Source organism: Bradyrhizobium sp. USDA3010 (assembly GCF_056429065.1).
In genome coordinates this window covers 1-18,433 of record NZ_JBWJZD010000072.1, presented here as the reverse complement: position 1 = coordinate 18,433, position 18,433 = coordinate 1, and the positions used below count along the sequence as shown (strand labels likewise).

The 18,433-nt window shown below is 58.9% G+C and carries 12 protein-coding genes and 2 pseudogenes; 12 read left to right on the top strand and 2 right to left on the bottom strand.

Annotation, left to right across the window (positions count from 1 at the left end):
• The first annotated feature begins 1,568 nt into the window (after window positions 1-1,568).
• Window positions 1,569-2,456: pseudogene (locus AC066Y_RS41415) on the top strand (transposase).
• 1,428 nt (window positions 2,457-3,884) lie between these two features.
• On the opposite strand, the gene AC066Y_RS41410 reads toward AC066Y_RS41415, so the two are convergent.
• The gene (locus AC066Y_RS41410; RefSeq protein ID WP_478278869.1) at window positions 3,885-4,340 is read right to left on the bottom strand and encodes a MarR family winged helix-turn-helix transcriptional regulator; all 456 of its coding nucleotides are present in this window, start codon (window positions 4,338-4,340) and stop codon (window positions 3,885-3,887) included.
• Window positions 4,341-5,119: 779 nt separating this feature from the next.
• On the opposite strand from AC066Y_RS41410, the gene noeE reads away from it, so the two are divergent.
• The 11 genes from noeE to AC066Y_RS41355 all read left to right on the top strand — a co-directional run bounded on the left by noeE (window position 5,120) and on the right by AC066Y_RS41355 (window position 17,390).
• Window positions 5,120-6,379 (top strand): nodulation protein NoeE, encoded by a 1,260-nt coding sequence (noeE, locus tag AC066Y_RS41405; protein WP_478278868.1) that lies wholly within the window; start codon window positions 5,120-5,122, stop codon window positions 6,377-6,379.
• A 263-nt stretch (window positions 6,380-6,642) separates the two neighbouring features.
• Complete coding sequence (cysD, locus tag AC066Y_RS41400; RefSeq protein WP_478278871.1) at window positions 6,643-7,542, top strand: sulfate adenylyltransferase subunit CysD; 900 nt, start codon at window positions 6,643-6,645, stop codon at window positions 7,540-7,542.
• Complete coding sequence (cysN, locus tag AC066Y_RS41395; protein ID WP_478278867.1) at window positions 7,542-9,416, top strand: sulfate adenylyltransferase subunit CysN; 1,875 nt, start codon at window positions 7,542-7,544, stop codon at window positions 9,414-9,416. The genes cysD and cysN overlap by 1 nt, the downstream gene beginning before the upstream one ends.
• A 119-nt stretch (window positions 9,417-9,535) precedes the next feature.
• Window positions 9,536-9,733, top strand: a complete 198-nt coding sequence (locus tag AC066Y_RS41390; RefSeq protein WP_076829230.1) for a hypothetical protein — start codon at window positions 9,536-9,538, stop codon at window positions 9,731-9,733.
• 478 nt (window positions 9,734-10,211) lie between these two features.
• Window positions 10,212-11,267: a HoxN/HupN/NixA family nickel/cobalt transporter gene (locus tag AC066Y_RS41385; RefSeq protein WP_478278870.1), complete on the top strand. Its 1,056-nt coding sequence runs from the start codon at window positions 10,212-10,214 to the stop codon at window positions 11,265-11,267.
• Window positions 11,268-12,638: 1,371 nt separating this feature from the next.
• The gene (locus AC066Y_RS41380; protein ID WP_478278866.1) at window positions 12,639-14,228 is read left to right on the top strand and encodes a flavin monoamine oxidase family protein; all 1,590 of its coding nucleotides are present in this window, start codon (window positions 12,639-12,641) and stop codon (window positions 14,226-14,228) included.
• A complete protein-coding gene (locus tag AC066Y_RS41375) occupies window positions 14,228-14,551 on the top strand; it encodes a hypothetical protein (protein ID WP_478278865.1) in 324 nt (107 codons plus the stop codon). The genes AC066Y_RS41380 and AC066Y_RS41375 overlap by 1 nt, the downstream gene beginning before the upstream one ends.
• 64 nt (window positions 14,552-14,615) lie before the next feature.
• Entirely contained in the window at window positions 14,616-15,095 is a 480-nt protein-coding gene (locus AC066Y_RS41370; protein WP_478278864.1) for a hypothetical protein, read from the top strand.
• A complete protein-coding gene (locus AC066Y_RS41365; RefSeq protein WP_478278863.1) occupies window positions 15,092-15,886 on the top strand; it encodes an MFS transporter in 795 nt (264 codons plus the stop codon). The genes AC066Y_RS41370 and AC066Y_RS41365 overlap by 4 nt, the downstream gene beginning before the upstream one ends.
• Window positions 15,873-16,265, top strand: coding sequence for a 6-carboxytetrahydropterin synthase QueD (gene queD, locus AC066Y_RS41360; RefSeq protein WP_456724666.1), 393 nt, complete (start codon window positions 15,873-15,875; stop codon window positions 16,263-16,265). The genes AC066Y_RS41365 and queD overlap by 14 nt, the downstream gene beginning before the upstream one ends.
• A gap of 798 nt (window positions 16,266-17,063) precedes the next feature.
• On the top strand, window positions 17,064-17,390 hold the full coding sequence (locus AC066Y_RS41355) for a hypothetical protein (RefSeq protein ID WP_478278862.1): 327 nt from the start codon (window positions 17,064-17,066) through the stop codon (window positions 17,388-17,390).
• Window positions 17,391-18,324: 934 nt separating this feature from the next.
• Here the strand turns inward: AC066Y_RS41355 and AC066Y_RS41350 are convergent.
• Window positions 18,325-18,433: pseudogene (locus AC066Y_RS41350) on the bottom strand (IS5/IS1182 family transposase); the annotation flags it as partial.

Below are 18,433 nucleotides of genomic sequence, written 5' to 3'. Positions count from 1 at the left end.
AACCAGCCGGTGTGATATCTCTCGTCATGGCGTTGCTCTCCTTTATGGAATCAGCACCCCGAGCCTACCGGCTCAAGGTGGGCAACGCCGACCTCTTCAGAAATTCAACAGAACCCGGGACATCCCCCCCGAACTCTCCCCGCGCAGAGCTTTGTGCGGATCGGCACGTAGGCCCACAGCATCGTCCGATATTACGGGAGTGGATGTCTGCGTATGCGTTGTTCGGTGCCCGTGACATCCTGGAAGCGATGTAGAACCGACCAGCTTGCGCAAGAAGCGACTTAGAATGGAGGACAATTTTGAGGTGAGTCCTGAATTGAGGGCAGAGGCGTTCAGTGATGGTAGCGGCCGGTCAGGAGACCTGGTTCGCCAACTGACCCTTTATTCGTTCGGCCTCTTCCCTCGACAGTTTCTCGGCCCAGTCGCCGTTTCTTAAAAGAGCCGGCCCCTTGCGTTCTCGATCGTAAACCATCCAACCTTTGGTGCCCTGACGAACGATGAACCGTTGTGCTGCCAATTCCCGGACGGCCTCCAGTTGTACCTAGAAAAGAAGCTTCGACACGGGCAAAATGCCTAGGGCGAGGCGTTGGGCTGCCGAGAGCCAGAAATCAACTCAAGACCCGATCATGACGTGTGCAAAGCTGCAGTGGAGCTGGCGGCTTTATGAGGATATCGAGCGTGGCGCGCTTCTCCGGTAAATGCGACGATCGCGGAGATGCTGCTGATCAGATCCGCGCTTAATTCCTTGGGGGTGCCGGGTCGGCGAACTCTAGTCGAAGCCTATCCGCGCGCTTCCGCCGTGCTCGGTTCCGGCGCGGTACGAAGTATTCGAGGCGCCAAAGATTGGAGGCATCGGAAATCGTTCGTCCCGTCGTTAACGGCCGAGCAGACGCCGTTCTGAAGCGCCCGAGACAATTTTCTGATTGCTATCGACTTAATGACGCGAACACACCGTTTTCGTGCGCGGTTGTCAATTATGTCAGTTGCGGCCACGTATCCAAAGTATTATGTCGCTCGATCCAATTACGCGCCTTGGATAATGTGGGTTTATCGTGCCAGCCAGCATGGTAGTCGAATTCGCGGATGGACTGTTCAGCAGTTCGTCCGCGAATCGCTTCGCGTCAGCCTCGCTTGGAAAGGTTCTGGTTTCTCGAATGGGGTATCGATTTGGCCCCTTCGACTGGTTGAAGGAAACATACCAAGTGTGTTGTAGCCATATCCTTTTCGTGCTCATCGGCCGATGATGGTGGTCATGCCTCCATCAGCAGTCAATTGCGAGTATTGGTAGTTGATCGTTTGCGGCAATTGTCGTCGATGAAGGAGCTTGACTATTTGGCAGGTCGTCGGATCCACCCAGCGCAGAAGGGCGGCAAGAAGATCAGGTTACACCGGCAGACTTGACCACGCCTCGCGCCGCGGAAGCCTGAACAGGTTCAGGCCACGCCTGCTGATGTCCTCAAGCTGAAATGTGCCCACCTGGATGCGACGCAGCCGGCGGCAGCGAAGGAGGGTGTCATAAGGAATGTGTAAGCAGGTTTCTGTGAGTTTACCCTACCGAGGAGACTCACATGACGACGATAACACCTGAACTGCTTGATCAACTGCTTGCTAACTATGAGAAGCCCGAGGACCTGACCGGAGACAACGGGCTGTTCAAGCAGCTGAAGAAGGCGTTGATCGAGCGCGCGCTCGCCGCCGAGTTGAGCGAACATCTCGGCTATGAGAAGGGCGATCCGGGCGGTCGAGGGACGGGCAACAGCCGCAATGGCACCAGCAGCAAGACGATCCTGACCGAGGACGGCGAGATCGAGATTGCCATACCGAGCGACCGCGCCGGCAGTTTCGAACCGCAGTTCGTCGCCAAGGGCCAGGACGCGGTTCGATGGCTTCGACGACAAGATTCTGGGCCTATATGCCCGCGGCATGACGGTGCGCGAGATCCAGGGCCACCTGGCCGAGCTCTGCGGGGCCGAGGTCTCACCCGATCTCATCAGCCGGGTCACCGATGCCGTCCTCGATGAGGTGCGGGAGTGGCAAAATGGCCTTCGTGTCCCGGAAGGACCGCAAGGCGATCCTGCCCGCGATCAAGGCGATCTACCGGGCCGAGCACGCCGATATTGCGCTTGTCCGCCTCGAGGAGTTCGAGGCGGAGTGGGGCAAGCGCTATCCAGCGATCGGAGCGGCCTAGCGGAGCGCCTGGGATTACGTCGTGCCATTCTTCGCCTTCGCACCGGGCACCCGCAAGATGATCTACACCACCAACGCTGTGGAGGCGCTGCATCGCTCGTTGCGCAAGATCATCAAAACGCGCTCCAAACGATGACGCGGCGCCGAAGCTGCTCTATCTCGCAATCAAGAATGCCGGCCTGCGCTGGCGACGCCCGGTCGAATGGACCTCCGCGATGGGCCAGTTTGCCATCCGGTTCGGCGAGCGCTTTCCGGGAATGACGCGATGACGAACGGCATCACGGCAACGGTCATGATGGCTCGGCACGCCCCTTCGCCGTCAAGTTCCTCGCCTGCGGCGCGCCGCTCCGCGGCTTCGGGACTTGAACGCTCGGTGCGGCCAAGCAAACTCATCCACCATGCCGCTGATGCCTTGTTCTTGATGCCGGGAGACAAATTCACCCTTCACAGAAACCCCTGGCACAAAAGTTCTGACAATCCCAGCGCCAGCGCGGCTTTGGCTCGTCTGCTGCTTTAAAAGTACGGCTTCTTGCTTCTTCTCTTCATACCGCAACTCGTGCGGGCGGTCGTCAGCAGCCGCTCGCACGCTTTTCCGAGGGCGCGACTAGTCAACCGCGCGGGTCCTGTTCTTCCCTCTCTCTTTTCGTCGTGCCCGTTTGGTACGCGAGTTGCTGAGAAACGTGCGGGGTTGGCTTCTCAAACATTCACACTCGCGACCCCATGAGATGGCCAAATCTGCTCAGCCCAGACTTGCGCTTGGGCGGTTTCTCCAAGGCAGCGCCCGCGTCATTTGTAGCCACCGCAGCAACGCGCTGTTATTGATATGGATCGGTGAACTGCGACGTTTGTTTGTAGAAAGCACAACGCCGCCCGCTCAAAATGCATGCGGGCGGCGTTGGCTCTAGCCCCAGGAAGGAAAATGCAAAATCCTGGCTTGCATAGAATATGAAGGGGGGCGCATGCCGTCGCTATCCGTAGGACTCCGGTATCCTCCAATGAATAGGGGAACTGTGCGGCGCGGGGTCTCGGATCAAGCAACTAAGTTGCTCAGGCTCCAGCGTGTGCCGGGCGGGGGGCAAATTTCGTCGTGTCTGCAAAGGACAAGAAAAGGTGGGACTTTTCCGATATTGAGCCGCCGATTCCTTCCGTCTTACCGCGCTCTTCTACTCGCTTCTCGTTGAGCATAGGACACGGTGATCTTCCCCCAAAAAAATGGACAGGGTTAAGCTGCGCTCAAGGACCGGAACCGAGCAGGTGCAGCGAGGCGTGGTACGTCTAGGCGGAAAATCCGCGCCAACCGCGCGGCAGGAAAACCACGCACGGGGACGCCGAGCGCTCCCGCGATATGGACAGCGAAGCTGTCGGGCCCGACAATGGCGTCTGGCCTAGCTAGCAAGCCGCATCGCTGCAAGTCTTGACACCTGCGCCGCCGCTGTCGAAGCTTATGCTAGGCTAAAGCTTTGGCGTAAGCGGTGGCCGCGGACCTTGTTGATGAACTTGAGCTGCCAAGCGATAAGGCGCGCTCAGCAGCAACTGAAAAAGCGCTCTGTTGGCTTGATAGACGGCGGTGGAGCGATTGCGTGCTGAACCCATCATCACCTGCACGCCTTCGGCGGTGTGAAGGGACCATAACCACCTTCGACCGCGCCGCCTCACGAAATATTCGAAGGGCGGGAGAGTCGGATGGTTAGCCAGCTTCATTTCTGACGATTGCTCGTTTTGGTCTTCCGGATGCCAGAGCGGGCCTTCTCCAAGCGGTGCCTCACTGCGGCCAGCCCGGCAATGAACTCGCTTGATCCGTCAGGGCCGAATTCGTCAAAAGCCTGCACGTCCAGCGCCTCCTCTCGAGGCGTCAACCTTGCGCGATGCTTGCGCGTTTTGGCGGTCAGCGACATCTGAACTACTCGCGCATCGGCTGTGGATGGCTTGCGCCGCAAGAATCCCTTTTTCTCCAAGATTTTTGAGTGGGTCGTGACGAAGGAAGGATCGACGTGCATCAAGCGTGACACCAGGTTGACGGACACACCTTTTTCTCTGCCCAGATAGTCCACTGCCATCAGGATCATCCACTGTGGCCCAGTGATGCCAAGCACATCGGCACGAAATTTGGCGAGTTCTTCGAGGCAGGCACTGATCGATCTGATCTCCCACATGAACGGCCGGAATATCTCCTGTCCGTCAGTGGAGGTACGATAAGGCGCGGTTGCTGGACTAGGTAAATCCGGCGGCATCGTGGGCCAGGGTTCCATCCTTTACAGACTTCCATTAGCGCGGATTAGAAATCGGGACAACGCCGCAAGAACAAGCAAGTCAGATAGTTGGTACAGTTCGGACAGATGTGGGACTTGCGACGGGCAGGTTGGTAGACGTGCAAAACGCTCATTGTGTTGGCCGAGCAGCGGCAGGCAGTTGCGCCGGGACCGATATCGCGCGCTGAAAAGATCCGATCCGTCCTGCCATTTGAGATGCCCTCGTTCTTTGTCCCGCTCGCCGGCCTGTCCGCTCTATCTGTCGAACTTCTCCGGTGTACGCCGAGCACCAGGCAAGTGCATGTTGCATTTACGTCTTCAATGGGCTGGCAAGCAGAATCGCGTCGACTGTATCTGATATCGCCCCATGCCCCGCGGTCGTTGCCCGGCAAACTTCCGTATAGTTCATTCCATCTTTCTCATATGCGCAGCAAATCTTCGTGCAGTTGCGCTGGTCCTTGACTTCGCCTTAACTGTCGAGCAATCGGCGGCGATCACAGCTGTCAGACGCTTCTGCGATCCCCGCCCAACCGATTGAACTTAACGGCTCTCAAATCATGAGTGGCAGGCGAAATCCTCGTGGCAGTAACGCTTGGTATGCGAGCGGACGCCTCAACTGAGGCTACAGCCGGACTTATTTCGCTCAATCGAACGCGGCTCGCTCTTCAAAAGGGACCTGAATTATGAGTTGTGCTTCTGGCCGTTCGCCTGCGGTCTGCTTTCTCCTCGGACTTCCACGAGCCGGGACGACACTCCTGGCGCACCTGCTCCAATGCCATCCAGACGTCCTGGCTCCGCCTGAACCCTGGTTGATGTTGGCACTTGAAGCTTTTGGAAGGGTGGATCAACGCCACCCGGCAGGACCCTCGTTGATTGAGGTCGCAACCTCCGAATTCCTGGAGCGCATCGATCGGACGATTGCCATCCGGGCTTTTGCCGATGCAGCATACGGTCAGTACCTGACAGCAGCGGGCAAGCGGATCATCATAGACAAAACGCCACGCTATTGGACGGCGCTCGAATTCCTTGAACGTGTCTATCCAGAAGCGTCACACATCCTTTTGCTGCGCAATCCTTATGCCATCGCGGCTTCACTGAAATCCACGTGGGGCATCCCGCTTCGGGCCGAGAGCTCCTATTCGGTCAGCGTCTCCAGCCTCGCCGATCTCATGCTCCGGCTGCCCGATGGCATCATATCTTCACTCGCCGATTTGGTTCTGGGCTTTCCCAGGCTGGCAGCGCACCGAACGCGCGCGCAGACACAGCTGGTGCGATATGAACTCCTGGTGGCGCATCCGGACCAAGAGATTCGGCGCCTGCTATTGGGGCTCGGCTGTGATCCGGCGGCCGCCGCATATGCGAGCATGGGACAAGTAGATTATCTTCGATCCAGCAGCTTCGGAGATCGAAAGATCCTGGAACGAAACGCGATCGATCAAAGCTCTATCAAGACATGGCAATCCCAACTAAGCGTCGAAGAGATGCAAACTGTGACCGATCTGGTCGGCACCAAGCTTTTGACAGAACTCGGCTATGAGGGGGAACTGCTGCTTGCACAGCAAGCCGGAGTTGTCGATAGGGGACCACATCTAACTGAACTCTATCGACAGATATTCCGAACCTGGTGGGATTTGCGAGCTGGCAAGGCGGCAGCATCGTCCGGGCCATCTCAATCCGAGCAAGTCCACACTGCTCGGCAGCTTCCAGAAAACTTTCGTGCCACGTGCGACATGGCCGTGGTGCAGGCGCAAGATCTGTCCGCCCCCAGCTTTGCCGAAAATTTGCTGCTGGCCGATCCAATGAAAGCGCAGCTGCAACAGGCACTGTTGGCGTCAGAAGCTGATCGAGCTGCAGGGCTCGATGCTATTCGGACTCGCGACGCAGCTATTGAGATTTTGCGAGGCGAGGTCGCGCGGCTTGAGCAGATCGTCAATATGGCTTAGGGTGATGGATGCTTGCGATCAAAACACGCTGGCTGATTTAGCCAGACTTCCTACCACTCAACGAGTTGATCTGCGCCAATAACGTGTGAGGCAGGCGCCGGCGGCACCACGGTGGAATGCGACATGCCCCGAGAGTGTCAGTCAGTCCGCTGCGCAACCGGCATTTGATCGCTTGGATAGCGACGCGCACCGGCGAGCTCGCACCCGACATTCCTCCTCTGGGCCGGGGCTGCAGAACCGAGATCCTGTCGAAAAGAACACATATGCTGCCAAAACATCTGCGCCGTCTTGAAGCCGAATCGATCGAAATCATGCGTGAGGTGGCCGCCGAGTTCAAAAGGCCGGTAATGCTTTACTCGATCGGAAAAGACTCGAGCGTTTTGCTGCACATCGCAATCAAGGCGTTCTATCCGGCAAAATTGCCTTTCCCCCTGCTTCACGTCGACACGACCTGGAAGTTCCGCGAGATGATCAGCTTCCGGGACGCGACGGCCAAGCGGCTCGGCGTCGAGCTGATCGTCCATGTGAATGAGGAGGGTATTGCGCGCGGCATCAATCCGATCGACTCCGGCTCGGCGCTTCATACCCAGGTGATGAAGACCGACGCCCTGAAGCAGGCGCTCGAGCTTTACGGATTTGATGCCGCGCTTGGCGGAGCCAGGCGTGACGAGGAAAAGAGCCGCGCCAAGGAACGGATACTGTCCTTCCGTTCGGCCGGACACGTATGGGACCCCCGCAACCAGCGGCCGGAGCTCTGGAGCCTGTTCAACACGCGGATACGCCAGGGCGAAAGCATGCGCGTGTTTGCGATGTCAAACTGGACCGAGCTCGACGTATGGGAATATATCATGCTCGAAAAAATCCCGGTCGTCCCGCTCTACTTCGCAAAGCAAAGACCGACGGTGCGCCGAAACGGCGCGACGATCATGGTCGACGACAGGCGATTGCCGCTCAACTGCGATGAGACGCCGCAAACGCGCATGATCCGCTTTCGCACGCTGGGATGTTATCCCTTGAGCGGGGCCATTGAATCCGATGCGACGACGATCGAAGACGTCGTCGCAGAAATGAAGACTGCGTCGGTGTCGGAGCGTCAGGGACGCCTGATTGATACCGATGAAGCCGCTTCTATGGAGAAGAAGAAGCGGGAAGGTTACTTCTGATGACTTCCATAGCAATATCGAAACCTGTCCACCCTAGTGCAAGGGACCAGCTGCGATTCATAACGTGCGGCTCGGTGGACGATGGAAAATCGACCCTGATCGGCCGGTTGCTGCACGACAGCAAGATGATCTACCAAGACCAGCTTGCGGCAGTGAAACGCGACAGCATCAGGCACGGCTGCGCTGACATCGACTTCGCGCTGCTCGTGGATGGGCTCGAGGCCGAACGGGAGCAGGGCATCACGATCGACGTCGCCTACCGCTTCTTCACGACGCCGCGGCGCTCTTTCATGGTGGCTGACACTCCCGGTCACGAGCAGTACACCCGCAACATGGCAACCGGTGCCTCGAATGCGCAGCTCGCAATCATCCTGATCGATGCCCGCAAGGGTGTGTTGGTTCAGACCCGCCGCCACTCCTTTATCTGTTCGCTGCTTGGCATTCGCCATGTTGTGCTGGCAGTGAACAAGATCGACCTTGTCGCATACAGCAAGGTTGCTTTCGATCGGATCGTCGCCAGCTATCTGGTCTTTGCCAGCGGCCTTGGCTTTAGCTCCATTGTTCCGATCCCGATCTCTGCCCGCCACGGCGACAACGTCGTTGACCGGTCGGCTCATACCAAGTGGTATCATGGTCCATGCCTGATGGAGCATTTGGAGAGCGTCGATATCCAGTCCGACACCGCAAGCCAGGCTTTCCGCTTTCCGGTCCAATGGGTGAACCGGCCCGACCCGGATTTTCGCGGCTACGCCGGATCGGTGGCTGCCGGCAGGATTTCGGCCGGCGACGAGATCGTTGTCGCCGCATCCGGACGGACCACCCGAATCAAGCGGATCGTGACCCATGACGGCGACCTTGCCGACGCCGAAGCCGGCGATGCCGTCACCATTACGCTGGAAGACGAGATCGATATCGGCCGTGGCGATCTTCTGTCGCGGCCAGCCGAACGACCCAACGTCGCCGACCAATTCGCCGCTTATCTAATCTGGATGGACAACGAGCCGCTCGCTCCCGGACGAAATTACATCCTGCGGATTGGCTCGCAGACGGTTGCCGGCGGCATTACCGCAATCAGGCATCGGATCGATGTCAACACATGTGAGCACCTGGCGGCCGAGACGCTTTCTCTCAATGAGATCGCGTTCTGCAATGTTGCGACTGCACTGCCCGCTGCATTCGATCCTTACGACGTCAACCGGAAAACCGGATCATTTATCGTCATTGATCGTTGCACCAATCGCACGGTCGGTGCCGGCATGATTGCGTTTCCGCTGCGGCGGGCCAGCAATGTTCCCTGGCAGACGCTTTCGGTGGGCAGGGGTGAGCGCGCCGCGCTCAAGGATCAGAAGCCTTGCGTCGTCTGGTTCACCGGTCTGTCGGGCGCGGGGAAGTCGACGATCGCCAACATGGTTGATCAGAAGCTGTTCGCAATGTCGCGGCATGCCATGCTGCTGGATGGTGACGACCTCCGAAACGGATTGAACGCGGACCTAGGCTTCTCGAAGCCTGAGCGGGTAGAGAACATTCGGCGCGTCGGACACGTCGCCAAGTTGATGCTGGACAGCGGATTGATCGTGATCTGCTCGTTCATCTCCCCCTACAGGTCCGAACGAGACATGGTTCGCAGCCTGATCGGCAAGGACGAGTTCATCGAAGTCTTTGTCGATACGCCAATCGAGGAATGCGCAAGGCGGGATCCAAAGGGTCTCTACTCAAAGGCAAAAGCCGGTGAGATCAAGAACTTCACAGGCATCGATGCGTTCTACGAAGCTCCGATGAGGCCGGAAATTCATCTCAGGACGATGGAGCAGGCCCCAGAGCAAGCAGCGGAAGTCGTCGTCGACGCCGTGATGGCGCGCACTCCTCTGCGATGAGCAGCGATAAACCTGTCGCTTCGTCGTCGCGGATGCCGCTCACCAGCCTACTGGTCTGGCAAAGGCGACTCGGGTTAAGTTGGAGCATCGATCGGATTTGTCGATGCTGAAGGATTAAGATGGTTGCATCCACTCGTCGATTGCCCGCTTCCGGCTATGTGCTCGAAGTCGACGGTCAATTGAAAACCGAATTCGCGACAAGAGACGGCGCCTGGGCAGGAGCGCAAGAGCTCAAGAAGCGCCGTCCCATGCTCCAGGTCAGAGTCTATGACGCCATGACGAAGGACAGAGAGGAAGTCAGCCTTCCAGTCGCCTGAGTGTCTCAACCGACCTTTTTTCTGCGTGCGCGGCTAGCGCCGCGCCAGGTTCTCGTGCAGCGGAGCCGCAGTGTCCTGGCGCCTCGATCTCGTCCGCAATCCGGGATTGAGAGGCAAAGCGGCCTCTTTTTCCTGAGCCACTGTGTCTCACGATCTTCGCCAACGAGTCGCGCGATGCCGGCTGACGGCGGGATAGAAGCCGCACGAAGCGGCTCAGCACGTTAGCCCAGCAGAGCGGCACAAAACCTGCATCGCGAGGGGGCACCAGCCCTGAGAAGTAGGAAATGCCACTCAACTCCACTGCCGTTGCGACCAGCGCGATTGTCCATTTCGTGCTGCGAATGGTCATGATCATCGGATGCTGTATCCGTCGGTTCGTCTTCAGCCTGAACGAACCGGCTTTGACGCGCGCGGCACTTATGAAGCGAGGGACGTTCATGGTCGAACTCATCCTTGGATGCGCTGCCGAGGCAAGATCATGTTCGCATATCTAAAGCTTGCCATAGACGACGCATCGGTTGCCTCGCGTAGTCGAATCATCTCGCTCTATGCCTTCTTGTTGGCCATCAATTGCTTCGCCTGGACTTGGGCCATCGTGGCGCTGTCAGAGCGGCCGACGCTGCTGGCGACAGCGTTGCTGGCCTATGTGCTCGGCCTTCGGCACGCCGTCGATGGCGATCATATCGCGACCATCGACAATGTCGTTCGCAAGCTGATGCAGGATGGCAGACACCCCCTCGCGGTCGGACTTTTCTTCGCCCTTGGTCATTCCTTGTCGGTTGCAGTGGCGGTCGCCGCGATCGCAGCTGCGGCGCTCGCGCTGCAAAGCGGTTTCCAGGAGTTCCGGGCGGTTGGCAGCATCATCGGCACCGGTGCATCGGCCTTCTTCTTGCTGACGATTGCCGCCATCAACCTTGTGATCCTACGGGATGTCTGGCGGAGCTTTCAGCGTGCGCGGCGTGGCGAACACATCGGAGAGCATGAGTTCGATCTGCTTCTGTCCGGTCGTGGCTTGCTGTCCCGGCTCTTGCGCCCGCTGTTTCGCATGGTGACGGCGAGCTGGCAGATGTTCGCGATCGGTCTGTTGTTCGGCCTCGGATTCGATACCGCGACGGAAATCAGCCTTTTCACCGTCGCAGCCGGGCAGGCTTCGGGAGGGCTGAACTTCAGTACGGTAATGATATTTCCGGCTCTCTTCACCGCCGGCATGATGCTCGTCGATACGACCGACAGCGTCTTGATGGTCGGCGCTTATGGCTGGGCTTTCCTCAATCCGATCCGCAAGATCTGGTACAATCTGACCATTACGGCCATCTCAGTCGTCGTGGCGCTGCTGATCGGCGGCATCGAGGCACTCGGCCTGCTCGCCAGCAAATTGGCGCTTGAAGGCACCTTCTGGAGCGCAGTGGACGATCTCAACGGGAGCTTGGCCAATTTCGGCTATCTCGTGGTCGGCATCTTCCTGGCCAGTTGGGCCCTGTCATTTGCGATCTATCGCTGGCAAGGACTCGAAAAGCCGCTCAAGCCGGGGTGAACTCATACAACCAGATGAGCTTCGGCACGCAGAGGCCTCCAAGCTTATGCGCGACCCGATGCGCGAAAGCATCTCGGTCGACGAGTCTCCGCTCGGCATGGGAGCTCCTGCAGATTCATCCCTCTAGTCTCAGACTTGACAGTTTTGTGGGAATAGGATTGTCGCCACAAGCGGGGCTGAACTGAGCCACGCCAGGTCCGGCGGAGGCCATTTGGCTCAACGAATGCCACAGCTGTCCCTCATCGTTGATAGCAGACATTATGTCTGATGGCTCCCGAGCTGCAGGGGCACCGGTACAAACGACATCAGGCGGATGCGCGTTCCAAAGCCCAGCAAGGTAGACGGTTGGATCGTGACGGTCGTCATCAAGAAAAATGGCTATGACAAACGGCTTCAAGCACACAAGCTGCGTGACTGGCGTCGCCGGCGCGACCGAAGCCGTGGCTGTCCAAGAAGGCGGGCATGCCAATGCCGCAATCCTCAGCGGTCCGATGCAAGAGGGCAACTGCGACGGTCCGCGTTCGGCCGACGCGACTATCGTTGCACATGATGGACAAGATCGAGCTAATTATCGCGCGTCTTCGGCGTCATTAGCTCCGTGCGGTCTGACATCGAACAATGTCGGGTTCAATACCACCGGCGCAGTAGCGACGTCGAAATAACCGATTGCAGGCGTTCAAAACTGCATTTGCGCTCCATGGCCAAGCGCGGTTAGTCCCGGCGCTCCACTGGTTCGCTGTGTCCGCAATTGCCGGCGGAGTGGCTTGGTTCTGCGACCAGAACCAGAAACCTCCGAAAATTGCGCTCGAAAATCGCCAATGAAAGAGCGGCAACACCTCTGAGGACATCAGTCATCGTCTGGCCTGCCGCACATCTGGGCTTGTCCGCTTCTTCGCCTTTCGATGTCGTGAAATGTTGGCATCGCTCTTGCTGGTGCACAACAGACTCAGTCGAATGCTTAAGAAGTCGCTCAAGGGGCTCGTGCCGCGTGATCAACTGCTTCGTTTTCCGTCGAACGGCTTTACATGTCCGTCAAGCGCCTCGAGGAGCGAAACGTCCGCGTCTTCGACGTGTCGAGCTCTGATCGACGGCTCGCTAATCGTCGCTAGAGGTGACCGGACGTTGGTTCATCAACTCAGGTGTACTGACCAGCTCCTGCATTTGAAGCGACCGCGGATCGGCCTGCCTACCTCAGGACTGCGGATAGATAGCTATTGTTTTATCGACGACGATCGACGCGGTACACGACCAATGTGGGAATGGGACAATCGAAGACGATCTCGGAGGCGCACCGCGGCAGCGCCACCAGTCTGCGCTGCAGCGTGCGCACTTTCTCGGAACTGATCGCACGAGCCGGAGGGGTGAACGCCGGTGCAGAATGAATCTGTGATCAGGCGGCGGGATCTGCTGGCGCTGATCGGCACCATCGCCGGCAGTCCGGCGATGTATCACGCGATGACGAGCCTCGGCTTCGCATCCGAGTCCGCCTACAAGGGGCCGCTCAAGCTCGCGGGCGATGTCAAGGGCGCTTCCGTGCTGATTCTTGGCGCTGGGCTTGCCGGCATGACGGCGGCGCTGGAACTGCGCAAGGTCGGCTACAAAGTCCAGATCCTCGAATTCAACAGCCGCGCCGGCGGCCGCAACTGGTCGATCCGCGGCGGGGACATCTTTACCGAGCTCGGCGGCTTCAAGCAGACCTGCCAGTTCGAGCAGGGGCTCTATCTCAATCCCGGCCCGTGGCGGATTCCCTATCATCACCGCGCGCTGCTCGATTATTGCCGCCGGCTCAATGTGACGCTGGAACCCTTCATCCAGCTCAACCACAATGCCTATCTGCACGCGACGCGCGCATTCGACAGCAAGCCGCGGCGCTTTCGCAGCATCAAGGCCGATTTCCAGGGCGGCGTGGCGGAGCTGCTGGCGAAGGTCAGCCAGCAGGGCAGGCTCGACGATTTCGTCACCACGGAAGATCAGGAGATTCTGCTGCAGGCGCTGCGCGACTGGGGCGCGCTGGATCGCGACTACAAGTACAACGCCAACCTCGTCTCCGCCGAGTTCCGCGGTTATGCCCGCGATCCCGGCGGCGGTTTGATGGGCGATCCGTTGCCCAGCGATCCGGTCTCGCTGCAGGAGCTGTTGCGATCGCGGATGTGGCGCTATTTGCAGAGCTATGCGCGCTATGATTTTCAGACCACCATGTTCCAGCCGGTCGGCGGCATGGACATGATCGGTAAGGCGTTCGCGCGCGAGGTCGGCGATCTCATCCGCTATAACGCCAAGGTGACGCAGATCCAGCAGAACGGCTCCGGCGTCACCGTGAGTTATGTCGACGCTGCCAGTGCATCCGCGGTGCAGCAGGCGACCGCCGATTGGTGCATCTGCACCATCCCGCTGTCGATCCTGAGCCAGTTGCCGATCGATGTCGGCCGGCCGATGAAAAATGCGATCGATTCCGTGCCCTACGTCGCCTCGGTGAAAATCGGGCTGCAGTTCAAACGCCGGTTCTGGGAAGAGGACGAGGCGATCTATGGCGGTATCAGTTACACCGACCTGCCGATCCAGCAGATCGCCTATCCGAATACTGGCTTCAACAGTGGCGGCCGCGGCATCCTGCTCGGCGCTTACATGCATGGGGGCGCCAATTCGTTCGAGTTCACCGCCATGACACCGGCCGAGCGGGTCGCCAGCGCGGTCGAGTTCGGTGCCGCAATCCATCCGCAATACAGGAACGAATTCGAGCACGGCGTCGCGGTGGCCTGGCATCGCGTGCCGTTCACGCTCGGCTGCGCCGGCCAGTGGACCGAGGCCGCCCGCGCACAGCACTACCGCAATCTGTGCCAGATCGACGGCCGCATCGCGCTGGCAGGCGAGCACGCCTCGCAGCTGCCATGGCAGGAGGGAGCGATCCTGTCGGCGCTCGACGCCATTACCCGATTGCACGAACGCGTGGTGAAGACGTGATGATGCGGGCAGGAACAGTTGTCGCTGCTGCGCTGGCCTTGCCGCCGGCAAGCGCGACCCTAGGAGAGGATAACGCCACGGGCAAGTGCAGCTTCTCCTCGGACCGTGGATTTCTAACCAGCGACGACGCTGTCGACCTCCCTGAGGAGCTGGAGACGCGCTGGATCGGCGATGGCTGCGACTGGCGTCCGTCAGGGAGCCTTGCTTGTCAATGTGACGTCGACAGTGCCGTCTACTGGGAAGGCAACTGGGCGCAACAAGATGAAGGGCAGGCGCGGTGTGCATTCATCGAGTATGGCCTGATCCGAACTGATAACGGCTAGCCGCTGTCTTTTCAAACCGTTCTCTTAAGGCACGTGCGCAATCGATTTCGGGAGGAATAGGCAGATGGGAAATCGTTACGTGCCACTCATTGGGATGGTTGCGTTGGCTAGTCAGCAGTATCTGGCGATCGCGTTCATCTATTCGGCCATTCCTGTGATCCTTCGGGGCAACGGTGCCAGCCTCGAACTAGTCGGCCTCTACGGCACCGCTTTCTTTGCATTCACCGTTAACTTCCTTTGGGCCCCGGTGGTGGATCGATGGAGCCTCAATCGTCTCGGGCTGAGACGTTCGTGGATCCTGTTGACCCAATTCGGCAGTACCATTGTGCTGGCAGCAATGGCATTCTTGAACCCGAAGACCGATTTTGTGTCGCTTTTTCTTGTCTCCCTGGTACTTGCGACCATCGCCGCCACGCAGCGGATCGCGACTTTGGGCTATATAGCCGAAGCTCTCGATTCCAGCGAACGGCCGCTCGGCGCAGCGCTGCTGGTTGGGGCCGGGCCATCGGCCATGTCATCGGCGGCGCCGTCTGCCTCCAATTGATCGAGATGGTCGGCTGGCGTCCAGCTTTGTTGGGTTTGGCGATGCTGCTAGCCGTTTTCGCTGGTTGGGTGTTCGCTATTTCTGAACCGCTCCAACGCAGCGACCGATGCAGCTCGACGCAGCGCCTCTCGATCTCCGCGATCTTTCGCTACCATGACCTGTGGACGACGGCCGCATTGATCGCGCCGGCGGTTATCGGGATCGCTGTGGCGTTCGCGACGGTTCAGTTACGGCTCGTTGATCTCGGCTTCGCCGCGGCAGACATTGGATGGATCGGAGCGCTTTCGAACGTATTGACGTACACGCTGGTAGCGCCGCTGACCAGCGCCATCATCGGCCGAATGGCACCGCAGCGAGGCTTGATCGGGGGCTGCGCAGTCATGGCGATAAGTTTCGGCACACTCGCGATGGTTGATCGCTGCGTCAGCGTTCGCGTAAGCGCCGTCGTGAGCGTCGGCATCGTGTTCGCGGCACTCGCTGTTCAACATGTCACGTTCACGAACTGGTTTCTCGGGCTCGCCCGGCCGGGCAAGGCGGGCACAGATGTCACGTTTCTGACTTCGGTAATGTCGGCGTCAGCGTTGGTGGGCTTCGCGGCGAGTGGGTTTGCCGTGGCAAGATTAGGTTACGCGGTCACGCTGATACTGCCGGGTCTCGGCTCTGCTCTCTCGGCCTTGCTCGGCCTGGCATTGCTCCGTCAATCTGATAAGGAAGGGCCGGCGAGAGTTAGCAGGCCCTTTTCTGCGGAGCAAATCGTTGGCGCGAGGGACTTACGGAATGAACGACGATGATGGAGTGATCACGCTCATTGGCCGCACCTATAGTTTTGAATCAGCTCATCGCCTTCCCAATCTCCCCGATGGCCATAAATGCAAGAACCTACACGGCCACAACTACCGTATGGAAGTGGTGATGCGCGGAGAGGTAGACGCGAGAGGATTCGTGAAGGATTTCGCTGAAATGGATGCCGAGCTGGAGCCGCTGCTGAAGCTCGTCGATCACCGACTGATCAACGATGTCGACGGACTGGAGAACCCAACCGCCGAGATCATCGCCCGTTGGTTCTTTGATCGCATTCCCAATTGCGCGAGTGTGCGGATTTATGAGACTGCCGATTGTTGGGCGGAGGTTGCCGCTTGTGGCGGCAGCCCAAAACGCGCGCCGAGGTAGTCGAGGGCGCTGAAACGCCAATGTAAGAGCACTATGGATGCCGAGCAATGTGGCCGGTGCTCGGCGGCGTCCGCGCTTGCCTAGGCATGGAACTCGACCGATATTCCTCAGCTGTGCTGCTGATCCCCATTGGCCTGCGACGGTGGAAGAGTTCCCGCGCCCAGTCATCGGGCCGCTCATCCGGTCGAGATGCAGGTAGTCGGGGTCACTGCTGACTTGTCTGGGATCGTGGCCGTCCACGCAACATTGCCCTGATGGCGTGACGCGGCGCCGCCATCCCACTCGTAAATCAGCGAGCTGATTGGCATCCAACGGCCGGATACTGCGATTGCCCTTGAGCAGGCAGATCTACAATGCGCTTCACTGATGTCGCGTTACTCTCGAACTATTCTCGAAGCAGTTGCTCTGCCCATCGTCAATCTAGAGCCACAGCCTCGCTTTGTGCGCAATGTCCACGGGCATGACCATCGCCCTCTGGAGGCGCTTTGCTAAACCGTGACGCGTACTTCGTGGAAGTGTGTGGAATGACGAGTTTTTGCGCCTCGGGCGAGGGTGACGACTACTCGATCCGGTAGCTTTGTCGTTCAGCCGCATGAGCTAGTGGTTAGGGCCGTTTTGACAGACACGCCTCGCGCACCAAGGGCCGCGCCGGGCAGGGGAAACGCGATGAAATTGACCGCTCCGGGTCTCCAGGCAAGCAGTAAGCTGGCCGACGCCATCTGATGCGCGCTCACACGCTGGGCGGGCGTGACGCGCTTCTCGGAATTGGCAGAGCGACGCGCTTCCTGGAGAGCCGAAATGAATTTGAGCCCGTGCCTTGCGGCACACTTCGGTGAAGTGATCGTGAGGGGCTGGCCCATGAAGCAAGGTTTTATTCGCCGCAACTACCAGGCGAGCTTCGATTTGTCTTTTCGACCACCCAAAACCGGCATGCATTCTTTCATGCATTCTTTAATGGCTCTTACGGGCCATGAGTCGATCTTCTCAGAGAGTCTGGTGCCGAAATCCCCCGGTTTACCGCGCTTCGGAAAGAAGACGCGGGTGTTTGGAGGAGCCACCCGCGCTAAGTATGCTTCGCCAGCTTGGCCGCCTTGGGGGCGTGAAGATAAACAGCCAAGCCGATGAGGTTCTCAGCAATTCATGTGCCAAGCGGGTCACGATGCAAGAGTAGACACAAACAGGCGGTACTCGACAGAGCGCAGCGGCCAGGCAGACACGACGGAAAATCGTGCGGCCGGTTGCTGACAGACCGCGCACGACTTGCGATCCAAACGTGCGGCACTCAGGAGGTTTAATCAACAAGCGACGTCCTCAGCGACCCGCGTTCTGGACCATCATCGTTCTGTCAGAAAAGCCTGCCGTCGAACCCGAGCGAGCTGATTACTCTTTGTTGGACATGCGCTCATCGTTCCGTTCCAAAGTCTGGTTTCCGCACGCTCCATCGAGAGTCCTGGAAACCCGATCCCAGCGGCAAGTGTCTCGACCGAAAAAAGGGTGAGCTTTCACCACGCGGGTGGCATAATCCGCGCAACATTGCACGAGATGACGGTACCGCAGCCGGAGTTTCGCGAACACAATCGAATGGTCTTAGGAGCTCGCAAATACCGCGTCGTCAATGATAGGTCACCTGCGAGGACCCCCCCAAGCTGACGCAAAGAGCTGCAAGTTGCTCGATAGCGTCACCTTGGCTTGCTGGCTGCCGTTCGCGCATGCCAACGGAGCATCGGAGCATGAGCGATCATCTGATCGGAAGGAGCGACGCGAGAAAGCAGCGGGCGTCCTCCTTTGTCTTCCAGCTGCGTCATTGTTTGTCCGACAGCCTGCAAAAGCACCGGCTGGACCACCATGACCCAACCATAAGCTGAGCGGGAGGCCTCCCACCGCGCCGGCCGGGCACGGGTTGAATTATGTGATCGGGCTCAAGGTCAAAGAACTGCAGAACCGGGCGCGACCTGCCTAACGGACACGCAGCGCAAACTGACCCCGTGTATCTGTTTGCCGATGCGGCAAAGCGCCGCGCACGCAACAGCGGGCGGAGCAGGCTAGGTCGTGTGGACACTTATCGCATCCAAAGGACGATGGCTGCGAGAGTGACGACGGCGCGATAATTTCGAGCGGTCTTTTCGAAGCGGGTTGCAACGCGGCGGAACTGCTTGAGCTTTGAGAAG

Coding starts and splice junctions, on each gene's coding strand:
- AC066Y_RS41390 (WP_076829230.1), top strand. CDS start 9,536: ATGGTTGCATCCACTCGTCGATTGCCCGCTTCCGGCTATGTGCTCGAA.
- queD (WP_456724666.1), top strand. CDS start 15,873: ATGAACGACGATGATGGAGTGATCACGCTCATTGGCCGCACCTATAGT.
- cysD (WP_478278871.1), top strand. CDS start 6,643: ATGCTGCCAAAACATCTGCGCCGTCTTGAAGCCGAATCGATCGAAATC.
- AC066Y_RS41355 (WP_478278862.1), top strand. CDS start 17,064: ATGAATTTGAGCCCGTGCCTTGCGGCACACTTCGGTGAAGTGATCGTG.
- AC066Y_RS41410 (WP_478278869.1), bottom strand. CDS start 4,340: ATGTGGGAGATCAGATCGATCAGTGCCTGCCTCGAAGAACTCGCCAAA.
- noeE (WP_478278868.1), top strand. CDS start 5,120: ATGAGTTGTGCTTCTGGCCGTTCGCCTGCGGTCTGCTTTCTCCTCGGA.
- AC066Y_RS41375 (WP_478278865.1), top strand. CDS start 14,228: ATGATGCGGGCAGGAACAGTTGTCGCTGCTGCGCTGGCCTTGCCGCCG.
- AC066Y_RS41370 (WP_478278864.1), top strand. CDS start 14,616: ATGGGAAATCGTTACGTGCCACTCATTGGGATGGTTGCGTTGGCTAGT.
- cysN (WP_478278867.1), top strand. CDS start 7,542: ATGACTTCCATAGCAATATCGAAACCTGTCCACCCTAGTGCAAGGGAC.
- AC066Y_RS41385 (WP_478278870.1), top strand. CDS start 10,212: ATGTTCGCATATCTAAAGCTTGCCATAGACGACGCATCGGTTGCCTCG.